This window comes from Curtobacterium sp. 8I-2 (genome assembly GCF_902506155.1).
GTDB classification, from domain to species: Bacteria; Actinomycetota; Actinomycetes; order Actinomycetales; family Microbacteriaceae; genus Curtobacterium; species Curtobacterium poinsettiae.
The window spans coordinates 478,170-495,477 of record NZ_LR732826.1 but is presented as its reverse complement, the minus strand read 5'-3'; the positions used below and the strand labels follow the sequence as shown (position 1 = coordinate 495,477).

At 71.0% G+C, this 17,308-nt stretch carries 19 protein-coding genes; 14 read left to right on the top strand and 5 right to left on the bottom strand.

What is annotated here, in order from left to right:
- Window positions 1-2: 2 nt before the first annotated feature.
- Together rpsI and glmM are read left to right on the top strand one after the other, a co-directional pair.
- Window positions 3-488: a 30S ribosomal protein S9 gene (gene rpsI, locus BOSE127_RS02350; protein ID WP_017885499.1), complete on the top strand. Its 486-nt coding sequence runs from the start codon at window positions 3-5 to the stop codon at window positions 486-488.
- A gap of 22 nt (window positions 489-510) precedes the next feature.
- On the top strand, window positions 511-1,884 hold the full coding sequence (gene glmM / locus BOSE127_RS02345) for a phosphoglucosamine mutase (protein WP_056072023.1): 1,374 nt from the start codon (window positions 511-513) through the stop codon (window positions 1,882-1,884).
- Between the two features lie 94 nt (window positions 1,885-1,978).
- On the opposite strand, the gene coaA is transcribed toward glmM, so the two are convergent.
- Together coaA and BOSE127_RS02335 are read right to left on the bottom strand one after the other, a co-directional pair.
- Window positions 1,979-2,923: a type I pantothenate kinase gene (gene coaA / locus BOSE127_RS02340; protein ID WP_056072020.1), complete on the bottom strand. Its 945-nt coding sequence runs from the start codon at window positions 2,921-2,923 to the stop codon at window positions 1,979-1,981.
- Window positions 2,924-3,028: 105 nt separating this feature from the next.
- The gene (locus BOSE127_RS02335) at window positions 3,029-3,514 is read right to left on the bottom strand and encodes a glutathione peroxidase (RefSeq protein WP_017885496.1); all 486 of its coding nucleotides are present in this window, start codon (window positions 3,512-3,514) and stop codon (window positions 3,029-3,031) included.
- Between the two features lie 70 nt (window positions 3,515-3,584).
- Here BOSE127_RS02335 and glmS point away from each other — a divergent pair, with 70 nt between their 5' ends.
- From glmS to BOSE127_RS02285, 10 genes are all read left to right on the top strand, one after another.
- Window positions 3,585-5,432 (top strand): glutamine--fructose-6-phosphate transaminase (isomerizing), encoded by a 1,848-nt coding sequence (glmS, locus tag BOSE127_RS02330; protein WP_140448560.1) that lies wholly within the window; start codon window positions 3,585-3,587, stop codon window positions 5,430-5,432.
- An 8-nt stretch (window positions 5,433-5,440) separates the two neighbouring features.
- Window positions 5,441-5,836: a holo-ACP synthase gene (locus BOSE127_RS02325; protein WP_017885494.1), complete on the top strand. Its 396-nt coding sequence runs from the start codon at window positions 5,441-5,443 to the stop codon at window positions 5,834-5,836.
- The gene (gene alr, locus BOSE127_RS02320; RefSeq protein WP_042537487.1) at window positions 5,833-6,936 is read left to right on the top strand and encodes an alanine racemase; all 1,104 of its coding nucleotides are present in this window, start codon (window positions 5,833-5,835) and stop codon (window positions 6,934-6,936) included. The genes BOSE127_RS02325 and alr (BOSE127_RS02320) overlap by 4 nt, the downstream gene beginning before the upstream one ends.
- The gene (alr, locus tag BOSE127_RS02315; RefSeq protein ID WP_159556123.1) at window positions 6,933-8,099 is read left to right on the top strand and encodes an alanine racemase; all 1,167 of its coding nucleotides are present in this window, start codon (window positions 6,933-6,935) and stop codon (window positions 8,097-8,099) included. Before alr (BOSE127_RS02320) ends, alr (BOSE127_RS02315) begins: the two co-directional genes overlap by 4 nt.
- Entirely contained in the window at window positions 8,096-8,611 is a 516-nt protein-coding gene (tsaE, locus tag BOSE127_RS02310; RefSeq protein WP_236559482.1) for a tRNA (adenosine(37)-N6)-threonylcarbamoyltransferase complex ATPase subunit type 1 TsaE, read from the top strand. Before alr (BOSE127_RS02315) ends, tsaE begins: the two co-directional genes overlap by 4 nt.
- A 92-nt stretch (window positions 8,612-8,703) precedes the next feature.
- Window positions 8,704-9,066 carry a GNAT family N-acetyltransferase gene (locus BOSE127_RS02305; protein ID WP_201300416.1) on the top strand — a complete coding sequence of 121 codons (363 nt, stop codon included), beginning with the start codon at window positions 8,704-8,706 and terminating at the stop codon, window positions 9,064-9,066.
- Between the two features lie 20 nt (window positions 9,067-9,086).
- Entirely contained in the window at window positions 9,087-9,722 is a 636-nt protein-coding gene (gene tsaB / locus BOSE127_RS02300; RefSeq protein WP_159556122.1) for a tRNA (adenosine(37)-N6)-threonylcarbamoyltransferase complex dimerization subunit type 1 TsaB, read from the top strand.
- On the top strand, window positions 9,719-10,264 hold the full coding sequence (gene rimI / locus BOSE127_RS02295) for a ribosomal protein S18-alanine N-acetyltransferase (RefSeq protein ID WP_156155277.1): 546 nt from the start codon (window positions 9,719-9,721) through the stop codon (window positions 10,262-10,264). The genes tsaB and rimI overlap by 4 nt, the downstream gene beginning before the upstream one ends.
- Window positions 10,251-11,306, top strand: coding sequence for a tRNA (adenosine(37)-N6)-threonylcarbamoyltransferase complex transferase subunit TsaD (gene tsaD / locus BOSE127_RS02290; RefSeq protein ID WP_031259030.1), 1,056 nt, complete (start codon window positions 10,251-10,253; stop codon window positions 11,304-11,306). Before rimI ends, tsaD begins: the two co-directional genes overlap by 14 nt.
- Before the next feature lie 86 nt (window positions 11,307-11,392).
- Complete coding sequence (locus BOSE127_RS02285) at window positions 11,393-12,160, top strand: DUF4190 domain-containing protein (protein WP_159556121.1); 768 nt, start codon at window positions 11,393-11,395, stop codon at window positions 12,158-12,160.
- A 42-nt stretch (window positions 12,161-12,202) separates the two neighbouring features.
- Here the strand turns inward: BOSE127_RS02285 and BOSE127_RS02280 are convergent, their stop codons facing one another.
- Window positions 12,203-13,405 carry a class I SAM-dependent methyltransferase gene (locus tag BOSE127_RS02280; protein WP_159556120.1) on the bottom strand — a complete coding sequence of 401 codons (1,203 nt, stop codon included), beginning with the start codon at window positions 13,403-13,405 and terminating at the stop codon, window positions 12,203-12,205.
- Between the two features lie 159 nt (window positions 13,406-13,564).
- On the opposite strand from BOSE127_RS02280, the gene groES reads away from it, so the two are divergent.
- Window positions 13,565-13,861, top strand: a complete 297-nt coding sequence (gene groES, locus BOSE127_RS02275; protein ID WP_017885484.1) for a co-chaperone GroES — start codon at window positions 13,565-13,567, stop codon at window positions 13,859-13,861.
- 164 nt (window positions 13,862-14,025) lie between these two features.
- Window positions 14,026-14,988, top strand: a complete 963-nt coding sequence (gene rarD / locus BOSE127_RS02270; RefSeq protein ID WP_159556119.1) for an EamA family transporter RarD — start codon at window positions 14,026-14,028, stop codon at window positions 14,986-14,988.
- A 154-nt stretch (window positions 14,989-15,142) separates the two neighbouring features.
- Here the strand turns inward: rarD and BOSE127_RS02265 are convergent, their stop codons facing one another.
- A complete protein-coding gene (locus BOSE127_RS02265; protein ID WP_031259028.1) occupies window positions 15,143-16,471 on the bottom strand; it encodes an ABC transporter substrate-binding protein in 1,329 nt (442 codons plus the stop codon).
- Between the two features lie 327 nt (window positions 16,472-16,798).
- Window positions 16,799-17,200 (bottom strand): VOC family protein, encoded by a 402-nt coding sequence (locus BOSE127_RS02260; RefSeq protein ID WP_017885481.1) that lies wholly within the window; start codon window positions 17,198-17,200, stop codon window positions 16,799-16,801.
- Between the last annotated feature and the right edge of the window lie 108 nt (window positions 17,201-17,308).

The following is a 17,308-nucleotide window of genomic DNA, read 5'->3' as shown; positions in this document are numbered from 1 at the left end:
TCATGGCTCAGATCGCTGATTCCCTCGACCAGACCCCGGAGAGCTTCACCACGGAGAGCGCACCCGCCGCTGCCGAGGCTGCTCCCCGTCAGATCCTCAACGTCTCCGGCGGTGCCGTCGGGCGCCGCAAGGAGGCCATCGCGCGCGTTCGCCTCGTTCCGGGCTCCGGCACGTTCGTCGTGAACGGTCGCACGCTCGAGGACTACTTCCCGAACAAGCTGCACCAGCAGCTCATCAACGACCCGTTCAAGGTGCTCGAGCTCCTCGGCTCGTACGACGTCGTCGCCCGCATCACCGGTGGCGGCCCCTCGGGTCAGGCCGGCGCGCTCCGCCTCGCCATCGCCCGCACCCTGAACGAGATCGACCGCGAGAACAACCGCGCGGCCCTCAAGAAGGCCGGCTTCCTCACCCGTGACGCCCGCGTCATCGAGCGCAAGAAGGCCGGTCTCAAGAAGGCCCGCAAGGCGTCGCAGTTCTCGAAGCGCTAGTCGTCACCGGCTGAAGATCGCCATGCCGCGTCTGTTCGGTACCGACGGGGTTCGTGGTCTCGCCAACGGCGAGCTGACGGCCGCGCTCGCACTGGGTCTTGCCCAGGCGAGCGCGGCCGTCCTCACACACGGACACCATGCCGACGCCCGCCGGGCGTCGGGTCGACCGCGCCCGCGCGCGGTCCTCGCGCGTGACCCGCGCGTCTCCGGCGAGTTCCTCGGTGCCGCCGTCGCGGCCGGGCTCGCCTCGGCCGGCGTCGACGTGCTCGACGCCGGGGTCATCCCCACGCCCGCTGCGGCGTTCCTCGTCGCGGACATCGACGCCGACTTCGGCGTGATGATCTCCGCGTCGCACAACCCCGCTCCCGACAACGGGATCAAGTTCTTCGCCACGGGTGGTCGCAAGCTGCCGGACGAGGTCGAGGACCGCATCGAAGCGGCCATGCACGACCACTCCGCACCGACCCCCACCGGCATCGACGTCGGGCGCATCTCGCGGTTCGCCGACGCCGAGGACCGCTACGTCGTCCACCTGCTCGGCACGCTGCCGCACCGGCTCGACGGCATCCACGTCGTGCTCGACTGCGCCAACGGTGCCGCCGCTGGCGTCTCACCCGAGGTCTTCGTCAACGCGGGTGCCCGCGTGACGCTCATCGGTGCCGACCCCGACGGTTGGAACATCAACGACGGCGTCGGGTCGACCCACATCGACAACCTGTCGCGCGCCGTGCTCGAAGCCGGCGCGGACGTCGGCATCGCGCACGACGGCGACGCGGACCGTTGCCTGGCGGTCGACGCCGCGGGCAACGCGATCGACGGCGACCAGATCATGGCGATCCTGGCGTTGTCGTTGCAGGAGCGCGGACGCCTGAAGGACGACACCCTCGTCGCGACGGTCATGTCGAACCTCGGGCTCAAGCGGGCCATGGCCGACGCGGGCATCACCGTGATCGAGGCCGGTGTCGGCGACCGCTACGTGCTCGAGAAGATGACCGAGGGCGACTACTCCATCGGTGGCGAGCAGTCCGGCCACATCATCTTCAACGAGTTCGCCACCACGGGCGACGGCATCCTCACCGGGCTCCACCTGGTCGCCGAGATGGCGCGGACGGGCAAGACCCTGCAGGAGCTCGCCTCGTGCATGACGGTGTTCCCGCAGGTGCTGCTCAACGTCCGCGGCGTCGATCGTCACGGGCTCGCCGACCAGGGCGTGCAGGACGCCGTGACTGCGGCGTCCGCGGCACTCGGCGACACCGGTCGCGTGCTGCTCCGACCCTCCGGCACCGAGCCGGTCGTGCGGGTCATGGTCGAGGCTGCGTCGCAGGACGACGCCCAGCGCATCGCCGAGGAGCTCGCCGCCGTCGTGCAGGACCGCCTGGCGCTCGACGCCGCGTAGGGTTCCCCTCCGCAAGACACCGGTGTTCGCCGGTTGAACACGCGCAGGACGCGGTTCAGCTCGCGAACACCGGTGTTTTGCTGCCCGCTCCCGTTCAGATCTTGCGGAGCAGGACCGAGTTCACCTTGTGGTTCGCGCCCTTCTTCAGCACCAGGGTGGCGCGGGAGCGCGTGGGCAGCACGTTCTCGAGCAGGTTCGGCTCGTTGATCGCCCGCCAGACCTCGGTCGCCGTCCGCACCGCGTCCTCACGCGAGAGCGAGGCGAACCGGTGGAAGAACGAGTCGGGGCTCGAGAACGCCTCTTCCTGCAGGGCGAGGAACCGGTCGACGTACCAGGACTCGATGTCCTTGGTCTTCGCGTCCACGTAGATCGTGAAGTCGAACAGGTCGGACAGCGCGAGCCGCCCGTGCACCGGGGGCGCCAGCACGTTGAGACCCTCGACGATGAGCACGTCGGGCTGCCGGACGACGATCTCGGCATCGGGCACGATGTCGTAGACCAGGTGCGAGTAGTACGGCGCCCGGACCTCGGTTGCCCCGCTCTTCACCTGGCTCACGAAGCGCAGCAGGGAGCGGCGGTCGTACGACTCCGGGAAGCCCTTGCGGTCCATGATCCCGCGGCGCTCCAGCTCGGCGTTCGGGTACAGGAAGCCGTCGGTCGTCACGAGCTCCACGCGAGGGGTGTCCGGCCAGCGCTTCGTCAGCTCCCGCAGCAGACGGGCGACGGTGGACTTGCCGACGGCGACGGAACCCGCGACGCCGATGACGAACGGCGTGCGTCCGGCGCGCTCACCCAGGAACCGGCTCGTCTCGGCGTGCAAGTTCCGTGCGCCGGCCGCGTAGAGCGTGAGCAGGCGGGACAGGGGCAGGTAGACCTCCTGCACCTCCTGCATGTCCAACCGGTCGCCGAGTCCGCGCAGCTGCACGATCTCGGTCTCGGTGAGCGACAGGTGCTCCTTGGGTGCGAGCTGCGACCACTCGGCACGTGGGATCTCCACGAACGGGGTCGGGTGCGCGACGGCGGTCTCCGGGATCGGCATGGGATCGAGCGTACAGACGGGAGGCCCGGGGCACGTGAGCCGGTCGGCTCACGTGCCCCGGGCCTCCCGGCCAGTGCTCGGTGCGCGCCCGCAGGACGCGGCGCGTCAGGCGGGGAGGGCCGCCTCGATGGCGGCGACGACCTCGGGGGCGTCCGGCTTCGTGGTGGGGCGGAAGCGCGTGACGGTGCCGTCGGGGGCGACGAGGAACTTCTCGAAGTTCCAGCTCACCCGACCGGCCTTGCCGTCGGCGTCCGGGGTCTCCTTGAGGGCCTGGTAGAGCGGGTGGGCGCTCTTGCCGTTGACCTTGACCTTCTCGGACATCGGGAACGTCACGCCCCACGTGGTGGAGCAGTACTCGTCGATCGCCTCGGACGAGCCGAGCTCCTGCAGGAACTGGTTGCTCGGGAAGCCCAGCACCGTGAACCCGCGGGGGCCGTACTGCTTCTGCAGGGCCTCGAGCTGCTCGTACTGCGGGGCGAGGCCGCACCGGGAGGCGACGTTCACGACCAGTACGGCCTTGTCGGCGTAGGCGCCGAACGTGGTGTCCTCGCCGTGCAGCGTGGTGATGGCGATGTCGTCGAAGCGTCCCATGGCCGAAACGTTATCCCCACCCCCGGGACTTCGCAGGGTCGGCGTCCAGGCAGACCGTAGGATCGGTCCCATGTGTGGAATCGTCGGCTACGTCGGCAGCAACAGCAGCCAGGACGTCCTCCTCGGTGGCCTCCGCCGCCTCGAGTACCGCGGCTACGACTCGGCGGGCATCGCCGTGGTCGACCCAGCCGGAGACCTCGTGTCGGCCAAGAAGGCCGGCAAGCTCCAGGCCCTGGTCGACGAACTCGAGTCGTCGCCGATCCCGGACGGCACGACCGGCATCGGGCACACCCGCTGGGCGACCCACGGTGGCCCGACCGACGGCAACGCCCACCCGCACCTGGCCGACGGCGACAAGCTCGCCCTCATCCACAACGGCATCATCGAGAACTTCTCCGAGCTCCGCGCCGAACTGCAGGCCGAGGGCATCGAGTTCCGCAGCGAGACCGACTCCGAGGTCGCCGCGCACCTGGTCGGGCGGGCCTTCCGCGACACCGGTGACCTGACCGCCGCCATGCAGCAGGCCGTGCAGCGACTCGAGGGCGCCTTCACGCTCCTCGTCGTGCACGCCGACCAGCCCGGTGTCGTCGTCGGCGCCCGTCGCAACTCGCCCCTGGTCGTCGGGCTCGGCGACGGCGAGAACTTCATGGGCTCGGACGTCGCCGCGTTCGTCGCCTACACGCAGCGCGCGCTGTCGATCGGGCAGGACGAGATCGCCACGATCCGCCCCGACGGCGTCGACGTCATCCACTTCGACGGCACCCCCGCCGCGCCGACCGAGTTCGAGGTCAACTGGGACGCCTCCGCCGCCGACAAGGGCGGCTGGTCCTCGTTCATGGCGAAGGAGATCAGCGAGGAGCCCGAGGCCGTCGCCAAGACGATCCTCGGCCGTGTCCACGACGGCGCCGTCACCCTGACCGACCTCGACCCGATCGCCGAGCGCCTGGCGACCGTCGACCGGGTCATCGTGATCGCCTGCGGCACCGCCGCCTACGCCGGCATCCTGGGCAAGTACGCCATCGAGCAGTGGGCCCGCATCCCGGTCGAGGTCGAGCTCGCCCACGAGTTCCGCTACCGCGACCCGGTGCTGAACGAACGCACCCTGGTCGTCTCGATCAGCCAGTCCGGCGAGACCATGGACACGCTCATGGCCGTCAAGTACGCCCGCGAACAGGGCGCCCAGGTCCTGTCGATCTGCAACACCCAGGGCGCCACGATCCCGCGTGAGTCCGACGCCGTGATCTACACGCACGCCGGACCCGAGGTCGCCGTCGCGTCCACCAAGGCGTTCATCGCGCAGGGCGTCGCGCTCTACCTGCTCGGGCTGCACCTGGCGACGCTGCGCGGCACGCTCACCTCCGAGCAGATCGCCGAGCAGGTGGCCGAGCTCGAGGGGCTCGCACCGAAGCTGCAGCAGACCATCGAGGACGCCGCAGGCATCAAGGACCTGGCCCGCTGGATGGCGGACACCCGGAGCGTGCTGTTCCTCGGTCGCCACGTCGGCTACCCGATCGCGCTCGAAGGCGCGCTGAAGCTGAAGGAACTCGCGTACATCCACGCCGAGGGCTTCGCCGCCGGTGAGCTCAAGCACGGTCCGATCGCGCTGATCGAGCCGGGCCAGATCGTCTTCGTCATCGTGCCGTCGCCCCGCGACCCGCGATCGCTGCACCCGAAGGTCGTCTCGAACATCCAGGAGATCCGTGCCCGCGGTGCCCGGGTCATCGCCATCGCGGAAGAAGGCGACGCCGCGGTGCTGCCCTTCGCCGACGAGGTCCTGCGGATCCCGCTCGCGACCCCGCTGTTCGAGCCGCTGCTCGCCGTGGCCCCGCTGCACATGTTCGGCATGGAGCTCGCCGCGGCCAAGGGCCTCGACGTCGACCAGCCACGCAACCTGGCGAAGTCGGTCACCGTCGAGTAGTCGAGACGGTGATCATCGGGATCGGGGTCGACGTGGTCGACCTGGAGCGGTTCGAACGGGTGCTGGAACGCACACCGGCGATGCGGGCGCGGTTGTTCACGCCGTCCGAGCAGGTCCGTGACGGCGAACCCCGTCCGATCGCGTCCTTGGCGGCACGGTTCGCCGCCAAGGAAGCACTGATCAAGGCCTTCGGGTCGAGCGCCGGGCTCAGCTGGCAGGACCTCGAGGTCGTGTCCGACGACCAGCGGAACCCCTCGCTCACCCTGCGCCAGGGTGCGCGCCGGGTCGCGGATGCGCGTGGCGTGACGAGCGTGCACCTGTCGCTCTCGCATGATGGAGGGATCGCGACCGCGTTCGTGGTCCTGGAAGGAACAGACGTGGTCCTGGAAGGAACGGCCCGGTGAGTGCGTTCACCGGCATCACGATCGATCGCGGAGCCCTGATCGAGAACTACGCGACGATCGCCGACCGGGTCGCCCCGGCTGGTGTGATCGCGGTCGTCAAGGCGAACGCCTACGGCCACGGGGCCCTCGACGCCGCGCAGGCCTTCGTCGACGCGGGCGCCGAGTGGCTCGGGGTCGCCGACATCGACGAGGCCGTCGCGCTCCGGCAGGGCGGCATCGACGAGGGGGTCCGGATCCTCACGTGGCTGCACGCCCCCGACGAGGACTTCCGTCGCGCCGCGCAGTTCGACGTCACGCCGGCGGTGTCGAGCGTCGAGCAGCTGTCCGCCGCCGCCGACTCCGACGTCCGTGCCGTGCACCTGTGCGTCGACACGGGCCTGAGCCGCAACGGGGCCGTCGAGTCCGAGTGGGCCGAGCTCTTCGCGACCGCCGGCGCCCTGGCCCGCGGCGGCAACCGCACCCGGGTCGAGGGGCTCATGTCCCACCTGTCGAACGCCTCGCGCACCGACGACCTCGACCAGGACGCCGCACTGCAGCGTGCGCTGGACGGTCTCGCCGCGAACGGCATCGTGCCGGACGTGGTGCACCTCGCCGCGAGTGCCGCGAGCATCGCCGTGCCGGAGACCCGCCACGACCTGTCCCGCGTCGGACTCGCCCTGTACGGACTGAGCCCCTTCGACGGCCGCACCTCGGCCGACCTGGGGCTGCGTCCGGCGATGCGGGTCACCGCCGCCGTGCTCCGCACCGTGCCGGTCGCCGCGGGTGACGGCGTCTCGTACGGGTACACCTGGCGCGCCGAGACGGACACCCGCCTCGCTGTGATCGGCCTGGGCTACGCGGACGGCTTCGACCGCGACTTCGGCAACCGGGTCTCGGTGCGCATCGGGGACCGCACGTTCCCGGTGGTCGGACGCGTCGCGATGAACGCCATGCACGTCGACGTCGGCGACGCGGACGTGCAGGTCGGCGACGAGGCCGTGCTGTGGGGCGACCCCGCGAACGGCGACCCCGCCGTCGAGGACTGGGCCGACGCCATCGGCACGATCAACTACGAGGTGGTCGCCCGGATCGGCCGCAGCGTGGAACGGAGGACCACGTGAGCTCCGCACCGCTGCGTCAGGCACGCATCGACCTCGACGCGTACCGCGCCAACCTCGAGCGTGTCCGCGAGTGGATGGACCCGGTCGAGGTCATGGCGATCATGAAGGCCGACGCGTACGGGCACGGCCTCGAACCGATCGCGCTCGCCGCAGTCGACGCCGGCATCCGGTGGATCGGTGTGCTGACGGTCCCCGCCGCCCTGCGCCTGCGGTCGATCGGGGTGGGCGAGGACGTCCACCTGTTCACCTGGCAGCACGACCCCGACCTGGACTTCCGTGACGCCATCGACTCGGCCGTCGACCTCGGTGTCTCGAACGTCGCCGAACTGCAGCGCATCGTCGACGCCGTCGACCAGCGCCCCGCCCGGGTCCACCTGGGCGTCGACTCCGGACTGCACCGCGACGGCGCGGTCCCAGCGGACTGGCCGGCCCTCGTCGAGGCCGCGCGGGACGCCCAGCGGAACGGCCGCATCGAGGTCGTCGCCGCCTACACGCACCTGGCCGAGTCGTCCGACCACGAGGACAGCGCCGCGGTCGCCGTGTTCGACGCCGCGATCGAGATCGCCGAGGACCTGGGGCTCGACGTCCCGACGGAGCACGTCGCCGCGTCGCTCGCGGGGCTGGAACGCAAGGATTTCCGCAAGGACATGGTCCGGATGGGTGCGAACCTGTTCGGCATCCCCGGGGCCGACGGGGTCTCGGCAGCAGACCTCGGGCTCGAGCCGGTGATGACCCTGACCGCGTCGGTGGCGAAGACGAAGCGTGTCCCCGTCGACACCGGCGTCTCGTACGACTACACGTACCGCACCGCGACCGAGACGACCCTGGCGCTCGTGCCCGTCGGGTACGCCGACGGGGTCCCGCGACTGGCGCAGGGCCGCATCGAGGTCGCGATCGGCGGCAAGCGCTACCCGATCGCCGGCCGCGTCGCGATGGACCAGTTCCTGGTGGACGTCGGCGACGACGACGTGCGGACCGGTGACACCGTCGTCCTCTTCGGCACCGGCGAGCACGACGAGATGACCGTGCTCGAGTGGGGCGCGGCGCTCGAGACCATCGGTGAAGAGATCGTCTGCCGGATCGGCAGCCGTGTGCCCCGGTCCTACGAGGGTCACGACATCGAGGGACGCGTCGGGGAGTACCTGCGGGGCGAGCGGCCGTGACCGGGTCGTCCCACGTCCTGCTCGACACCACCGTCGACGGCACCGAGGCGATGGGGGAGCTCGGTGCCCGGTTGGCCCGGGTGCTGCGCGCCGGAGACCTCGTCGTGCTGACCGGCCCCCTCGGCGCCGGCAAGACGACCCTGACCCGTGGGCTCGGCGCAGCACTCGGTGCGCGTGGACAGGTGTCCAGCCCGACCTTCGTCCTCGCCCGGACGCACCCGACCACCGTCGGGCCGGACCTGGTGCACGTGGACGCCTACCGCCTGTCCGACCCGGTCGAGCTCGACGACCTCGACCTCGACTGGGACGCCGCGATCGTGGTGGTCGAGTGGGGCCGCGGGATGGTCGACGGCGTCAGCGACAGCCTGCTCGACGTCGAGATCACGCGGGCGACCGGTGCCGACGCCGGACCCGCAGCTCCCGACCACACGGACCCGGACGACGTCCCCGACGAGCCCCGCCGGGTCGTCGTCACCGCCTCCGGTCCGCGCTGGCAGGGCGTGGTCCTCTGACCCTGCGGCCCGTCACCGCGGACGACGTCGAGGCGCTCCGGGCGTTCCTCGTCGAGGCCGACCTGACCCTGGCCGGGCTCGACGTCCCGACCGTGCGGCTCTGGACCGACCGCGCCGACGACGGCAGCGTCATCGGCAGCACCGGCTTCGAGTCGAGCGCGGACGGCGTGCACGTCCTCGTCCGCAGCGTGGCCGTCGCTCCGCAGCACCGCGGGTCCGGAGCCGGCACCCGCCTCGCACGGTTCGCGATCGACCGGGCCACCGAGGCCGGCGCCCAGCGTGCGTGGCTGTTCTCCCGTCGCTCCGGTCCGTTCTGGCAGTCGCTCGGCTTCGCACCCGCCGACCGACAGGCCCTGGCTGCCGCGCTGCCGGACACCCACCAGGTCCGCCTGTTCCGCCGGACGGGGCAGCTGGAGTACGAGGTCGCGTGGTCCCTGGGACTGCCGGTGCGCTGACCGCCGCCTACGATGGACGGGTGCTGCTCGCGATCGACACCTCCGCCGGGACCTCCGTCGCCGTCGTCGACCCGGCCACCGGCCAGGCCCTCGCGACCCGCGACACCGAGGACAGCCGCCGGCACGCCGAGGTGATCGGCCCGTTCCTCGCCGACACCCTCGCCGAGGCGGGCATCACCGGCGCCGACGTCACCGGTGTCGTCGCCGGCATGGGCCCGGGCCCCTTCACCGGCCTGCGCGTCGGCATCGCCGCCGCCCGCACCTTCGCCGCAGCCCGCGGCGTCCCCGTCCTGCCGCTCGTCAGCCACGATGCCGTCGCCCTCGACCAGCGCGCCGCCGGCCTCGCCGGCCCCTTCGTCGTCCTCACGGACGCCCGCCGCCGCGAGGTCTACTGGAGCGCCTACGACGCCGACGGCGTCCGCGTGGCCGGCCCCGGACTCGCCAAGCCCGCCGATCTCGACGACGCGATCCGCGCCTCCCGGCCCGCAGCCGTGGGCTGGGACCGCGTGACCGTCACGTCCATCCCGGCCTGGAGGCTCGGCGCGATCGCCGCGGACCGACTCGCGTCCGGCGCGGCGTTCGACCAGGACACCCCCCTGTACCTGCGTGACCCCGACGTCACGGTGCCCGGTGCGCCGAAACGGGTGAAGCAGTGACCCTGCCGGACGGGCTCCGCCTGCGCCGAGCCCACCCGCAGGACCTCGACGACATCATGTGGCTCGAGCACGTCTCGTTCCCGTCGGACGCCTGGTCGGCGTCGCAGATGTCGGGCGAGCTGTACTCACCGCACGGGTACTACGTCGTGATCGAGACCGTCGACGACACCGCAGCGCCGATGGTCGTCGGGTACGCCGGACTCTCGTCCCTGGCGGGCAACCCGGTGGCCGACGTGCAGACCATCGCGGTCGCCGCCGATCAGCGCGGCAAGGGGCTCGGACGGGTCCTGTTCACGGAACTGCTCGACGAGGCGCGGCGCCGCGGTGTGCGCGAGGTGTTCCTCGAGGTGCGGGCTGACAACCCCGTGGCGCAGGCGATGTACACGGCGTTCCGGTTCGAGCACATCGCGACCCGGCCCCGCTACTACCAACCGGACGGCGTCGACGCGTGGGTGATGCGGGCGGAACTGCCCGGCCCGGACGCGGAACCGTCGTCGGACGTCGGACCCATCGGACAGGAGGCCCTCGGTGAGCGCGACTGAACCACTGGTGCTCGGCATCGAGACGAGCTGCGACGAGACGGGCGTGGGGATCGTGCGGGGGAACACCCTGCTGGCGAACGTGATCGCCTCGAGCATGGACGAGCACGCGCGCTACGGCGGTGTCGTGCCCGAGGTCGCCGCACGGGCCCACCTGGAGGCGATGACCCCGACGCTGCACGAGGCGCTCGAGCGTGCCGGCGTCACCCTCGACGAGCTCGACGCCGTCGCAGTGACCGCCGGGCCGGGTCTGGCCGGAGCGCTCATGGTCGGGGTGGGGGCAGCGAAGGCGCTCGCCGTGGCCACGGGCAAGCCGCTGTACGGCGTCAACCACCTGGTCGGGCACGTCGGTGCCGACGTGCTGCGCGAGGACGGCAGCGAGATCGAGCTGCCGACGATCGCGCTGCTCGTCTCAGGTGGGCACACGTCGCTGCTGCTGGTGCGGGACCTGGTCGGTGACGTCGAACTGCTCGGCGAGACGATCGACGACGCGGCGGGCGAGGCGTTCGACAAGGTCGCGCGGCTGCTCGGACTGCCCTACCCCGGCGGCCCGCAGATCGACCGGGCCGCGGCCGAGGGCGACCCGACGGCGATCCGGTTCCCCCGCGGGCTGACGCTGCCGAAGGACATGGCCGCACACCGGTACGACTTCTCGTTCTCGGGGCTGAAGACCGCGGTGGCACGCTGGGTCGAACGCTGCCGCGACGAGGGCCGAGAGGTGCCGGTGGCCGACGTCGCCGCGAGCTTCCGCGAGGCCGTCGTCGACGTCCTGCTCACCAAGGCCCTGAACGCCTGCCGCGACACCGGTGTCGACCGGCTGCTGCTCGGTGGCGGCGTGGTCGCGAACGCCCGGTTGCGGCAGGTCGCCGAGGAACGCTGCGCGGCCGTGGGCGTGCGGCTGCGGATCCCGCCGTTCGACCTGTGCACGGACAACGGCGCCATGATCGCCGCCGTCGGCGCCCGACTCGTGGCCGAGGGGCACGCGCCGAGCGACCTCGGCATCGCGGCGGACTCGACCCTGCCGGTGACGACCGTCCAGGTCTGACCAGTTCGGCCCCGGTCCTTCTGGGGGAGCCTGTGGGAGGATTCACACGGGCGTCGGAGAGACCGGACGCCCGAGAGGGGTGGACGGTGTCCGATCAGAACGAGTGGCCGAAGCCGGGCGAGACGCCGAACGGCGCGGCGAACGGACAGCCCGACGGTGCACCCGCCCCGGACGCCCCGCAAGCACCTGACGCGCCGCAGGCCCCGTCGGCTCCGGAAGCGCCCCAGAACCCGTACGGCCAGCAGCAGGACCCGTCCGCGGCACCGCAGCAGCAGAACCCGTCCGGCCAGCCGCCGCAGCAGCAGAACCCGTACGGCCAGCCGCCGCAGCAGCAGAACCCGTACGCCGCTCCGCAGCAGCCGCAGCCGCAGCCGAATCAGTACGGTCAGCAGCAGAACCCGTACGCGGCCCCGCATCAGCAGCAGCAGCAGCCGCCGCAGCAGGCGTACGGCGCACCGCAGAACCCCTACGGTCAGCAGCACAACCCGTACGCGCAGCAGCCGTACGCGGCCAACCCGTACTCGTACCAGCCCTACGCGCAGCGCCCGAAGACGAACGTCCTGTCGATCCTGTCGATCGTCTTCGCGTTCGGCGGCGTCATCATCTGGCCGATCATCATCCTGACGAGCCCGGCCGGCGCGATCATGGGCCACATCGCCCTCGGCAAGATCAAGCAGAGCGGCGAGGGCGGCCGTGGCCTGGCGCTCGCCGGCATCATCGGTGGCTGGGTCCTGACGGGCCTGTTCATCCTGATCGTCGCCCTGGTGTGGATCTCGATCGCGAACTCGTCGAACTACTCGGACTACTCCGACTACTCCGACTACAGCTCGAACACCGGGGCCTTCGTCAGCTGACGTCGCCGCAGGGTGACGGAGGCCGCGAGCGGCCCCCGGCCGTCAGCCGACCGTGTCGGTGAGCCGCTCGCACAGGATCGCCGTGTGGCGTCCCTCCAGGCGGGTGAGCACGAGTGTGACGCGACCCGATCCGCGCAACCGCAGCCGTTTGCGGAACTGCGCCGGGTCGACGTCGACGCCGCGCTTCTTGATCTCGACGGTGCCGATGCCGTCGGCGGCGAGCCGCGCGGCCAGCCGCTTGACGTCGAGCGGCATCGTGTCGAGCACCCGGAACCCCTGCGCGAAGGGTGTCGTGACGGCCCGGTCGGACGTGACGTAGGCGATGCCGTCGGACAGCATGTGCCCGTCGAGGCCCCTCGCCAGGTCGCCGATCAGTCGCGCGCGGATCACGGCGCCGTCCGGCTCGTACAGGTAGGCGCCGAGCGGTCCGACCTCGGTGTCGTCGGCGTCTGCCGCTCCGGTCATCTCGGCGATGCCGTGGCTGCCGATGACGGTGGCCGCGCGGCGGATGCCGGGGCGTGCGAGGGGGCCGAACCACAGGGCGAGCTCGACGACCTCGCGGTCGACGGAGGTCCACTGGGCCTCGGCGGTGTCCGGGATCAGGTCGCGGTCGATGCCGGGTCCGAGCTTCACGCCGGTCGGTGTCGTCGTCGCTGCGGCGAACACCGTGTCGAGCGAGGGGGACCAGTCGTCCGGGTCGGCGAGTCGGCGGGTGTCGGAGTGGCCGGAGGTGCGTCGTGCGGGGTCCATCCACGCGCCGTCCACCGAGGACAGGTCGAAGGACTCGGCGTCGCCGAGCTCCACCCGCGCGTTCGGCCAGAGGGCCAGGTTGTGGGTCGCGACGGCAGCCGTGACCTCGTCGCGGTCGACGGCGGTGACGTCCAGGTCGAGCGCCGCCATCGCCATGGCGTCCCCGCCGATGCCGCAGCCGAGGTCGGCGACCCGGGTGAGCCCCGCGGCGGCGAAGCGTCCGGCGTGCTGGGCCGCGACCTGCAGTCGGGTGGCCTGCTCGAGACCGGCCTCGGTGAAGAGCATCCGGGACGCGAAGTCACCGAACTTGCCGCGGGCCTTGAGCCGGAGCTTCGCCTGGGTCAGCACGGCTGCGACGAGCCGTGGGTCGTGGCCCTCGGCGCGCAGCCGGGACACCACGCGGACGATCTCGCCGCCGTCGGAGACACCGGGGGTACGGTCGAGCAGGGCCATCCCGTCCGGGGTCAGCAGTGCGGTGAGTTCGGCGGCGTCCATGCGTCGATCCTCGCAGGTGCTGCGTGTTCTCCGGGTGTGCTGGCACTCGGATTGACCGAGTGCCAGTGGCCCTCTAGAGTTGGCGTTGGCACTCTCCTGTGCGAAGTGCCAACCGGTTTTCATCTGTACCGAGTCCGTACCGAGAAAGAAGAGGTCACCGTGGCCGTCAGCATCAAGCCGCTCGAGGATCGCATCGTCATCCGCCAGGTCGAGGCGGAGCAGACCACCGCTTCCGGTCTGGTCATCCCCGACACCGCGAAGGAGAAGCCCCAGGAGGGCGAGGTCGTCGCCGTGGGTCCGGGTCGCATCGACGACAACGGCAACCGCGTCCCGCTCGACGTCGCCGTGGGTGACAAGGTCATCTACTCCAAGTACGGCGGAACCGAGGTCAAGTACTCGGGCGAGGACCTGCTGGTCCTGTCGGCCCGCGACGTCCTCGCGGTCATCGTCCACTGAGTCCAGTACGCATGACGGACGCCCCGTCCGGCCTTCGGGCCGACGGGGCGTTCGTGTGTCCGGGGCCGGTCTGCAGGGCGCTCCGGTCCTGATCAGCCCGCTTGCAGCCCGCCTGGAGGCCCGGTGCACGTCCCGGGGTCGGCGGTCGTTCCTAGGATGGTTCCGTGAGTGAACCGAGTCCGGCGCGACCCGTCCGCAGCGAGGCATCCGTCGGCGTGGTGCAGGCCGTCGTGGCCTACGGGCTCTGGGGGCTGATGCCCCTGCTCTTCGCGGCCATGGCCCCCGCGGCGGCGTTCGAGATCGTGTCGTGGCGGATCGTCTTCGGTCTGGTGTTCTGCGCGGTGGCGATCGCGGTCACCCGGTCGTGGCTCCGCACCCGCACCCTGATGGCCCAGCGCCGCGTGATGCTCGTGATGGGGCTCGCCGCCGTCCTGATCCTGGTGAACTGGACCGTCTACGTCCTCGCGACGACGACCGGTCACACGGTCGAGGCCGCGCTCGGGTACTTCATCACCCCGCTCGTCACGATCGCCCTCGGCGTAGTGGTCCTGCGCGAACGCCTGCGTCCGGCGCAGTGGGCCGCGGTCGGGTTGAGCGTCGTGGCGGTCGTGGTCATCGCGATCGGCTACGGGCAGATGCCGTGGATCTCGCTGGCCCTGGCGTTCTCGTTCGGCCTGTACGGCCTGGTGAAGAAGCGCGTCGGCGGCACCGTGGACGCGCTGAGCGGCCTGACGATCGAGACCGTGTGGCTGCTGCCGATCGCGGTCGTGGCGCTGGTGGTGCTCGGTGTGACCGGGCTCGGCGGCGGCGTGACGTTCGCGAGCGAGGGCTGGGGGCACGCCGTCGTCACCGTGCTGACCGGGCCGGCGACCGCGGTGCCGCTGCTGCTCTTCGCCTCGTCGGCGCGCCGGGTGAGCCTGTCGACCCTGGGCTTGACCCAGTACCTGGCACCGGTGATGCAGCTGCTCGTCGGGGTCCTGGTGCAGCACGAGGAGATGTCGGCCGGGCGCTGGTTCGGCTTCGGCATCGTGTGGCTCGCGCTCGTGGTGCTGACGGCGGACTCGTTCGCCGCCGCACGCGTGTCCCGCCGCCGGGCGCTCGCACCCACCCCGGCCGAGCCGGTCTGACCCGGTCCCCACGGGCCTCCAGGCCGCCCGTCGGTCCTGTCGTGTGGAGGCGACACATCGTGTCGCTCGTCCCGGTTGCCAACGCGAAAGCGACAGGCCCCCGCGGAACTTCCGCGGGGGCCTGTCGCTTTCGCGAGCGGTGCTGGGCTGAACCCTACTTCTTCACCGCACCCTGGATGGCGCTCTGGTAGACGGGCTTGTTGTCGCCGTCGAACTTGTAGATGCCGATGTAGGCGCTCGACGGGTCGTTGTTGTCGTCGAACGGACCGATGCCGGACGGGCCGGTGTAGTGGATGTCCTTGCCGTCGTCCAGGAGCGTCTTGCACTCCTTGAACGTCGCACACTCCGTGCCGCCGTCAGCTCCCGAAACCGCAGCCATGTTGGCCTGGATCGTGCCGGAGTCGGTGCCCTTGCCCTTCACCGCAGCGAGGGCGGCGAGGACCGTGGCGTCGTACGACTCGGCCGCGTACGAGTAGTCGGCGAGCGTCTTGCCCGACGAATCCTTGTAGAACGCAGCGAGCTGCTTCTTGAAGTCGTCCTTCGGCGAGGCACCGGGGATGGTGCCCTGGGCGCCGCTGAGGGTGCCCTTGTCGAAGTCCTTCGAGTAGTCCGCCGTGTTGCCGTCGGACATGTAGATCTTCGCTTCGTTCCCCTGCGAGACGAGCTCCGGGATGATCGACTTCGTCTCGTCGAAGGCCAGGACGACGATCGCGTCGGGCTTCTGGGCCAGTGCCGCGGTCACCTCGGACGAGAACGTGGTCTGGCCGGGCGGGAACTCCTGGCCCTCGCCCTTGCCGCCGTAGACGACCTGGCCGCCCGAAGCCTCGACCGCGGCCTGCACGGAGTTGCGGAGACCGGTGCCGTACGTGTCGTTGAAGACCAGGAAGGCGACCTTCGCGTTGCCGTCACCGGTCACGAGCTGACCGAGCGCGGAACCCTGCACCGAGTCCGGCGGTGCGGTCCGGTAGTAGTACGACGAGTACCCGGAGAGGTCGCTCGCCGTGTTCGCCGGCGAGATCTCGACGATGCAGTTGCTGGTCAGCTGGTCGATGACGTTCAGCGTGACGGACGAGGACTCGGCGCCGATCGCGACCGGGACCTTCGCGTTGACGAGCTTCGTCGCCGCGGAGCTCGACACGGTCATGTCGTTGCTGTCACCGGAGTCGGTCGCCGGGTCGATCGTGACGTCCTTGTCGAGGACACCGCCCGCGGCGTTGATGTCCTTGACGGCCAGGCCGACACCGGACTCGGCCGGCGGGTTCAGGTAGGCCAGCGAACCGGTCAGGGGCAGGATCGTGCCGATCTTCAGCGCGTCCGTGCCAGGGGTGTCGGGGGCCTTGCAGCTGGCGGCGGGATCCTTCTTCGCATCGCTCGACGCCGAGCTCGAGGGGGAAGCACTGCCGGTGGTGGAACACGCGGCGAGGAGGACGGCTGCTGCGCCCGCCAACGCCAGTGCCGCGGTGGCACGGGTGGTTCTGATCATCCGTGGAGCCCTTTCTCTGCGCGGAGGCTCTGCCGCTTCGGGTGAATGCGACGCCTCCACTGGATGTCGAGAAACGTAGGGTCCATGTGTTTCGCCCGTGTGACGGGGCGGTACGCAAAGGTGTTTCGTTACCGAGCCGTGACGTTCCTGTGCGTGGGGACAGGCATCCGTGCAGGAGCTGCGGTGCCGGCGTGGTGCCCTGACCTGCGCCAGGCGGATGGTCCGGCAGGGTGTTCGGGAGGCCCGGGGGCGCGCCGGTGGACGGCGGGCCGGTCAGCCGTGCTGTCCCGGTCAGCCGTGCTGTCCCGGTCAGCCGTGCTGGCCCGGTCAGCTCTGCTGTCCGGCTTCCTCGTCGAGTTCGGCCTGGGACCGCAGGACGCAGAACTCGTTGCCCTCCGGGTCGGCGAAGACCACCCATCCGCCGTCCGGGTGGCGCAGGTCGGCGAGCTCCACGGCACCGATGCCGCGGAGCCGCTCGACCTCCTCGTCGCGGGTGCGGTCGGTGGGGCGCAGGTCGAAGTGGATCCGGTTCTTCACGGTCTTCGTCTCGGGCACCTGGAGGAACAGCACCGTGTGCGATCGATCGGGTGCTGTGATCTCGCACTCCTCGTGCCCCGGAGCGTTCGGGTCGTCGGGCAGGTCCACGTACCCGAGCACCTGCTTCCACCACTCGGACTGGGCGTAGGCGTCGCGGGAGTCGATCGTGGTGTGGGAGACAGCGCTGACCATGCCGCGACACTACCGCCGGGGAACGCAGCTGCGGGGGACGGGGCGGGGGACTGGGTGAAGACGCCGTCGTGCTGCTCCGACGCCGCGGTGCTCGCGAGACGCCGCCAA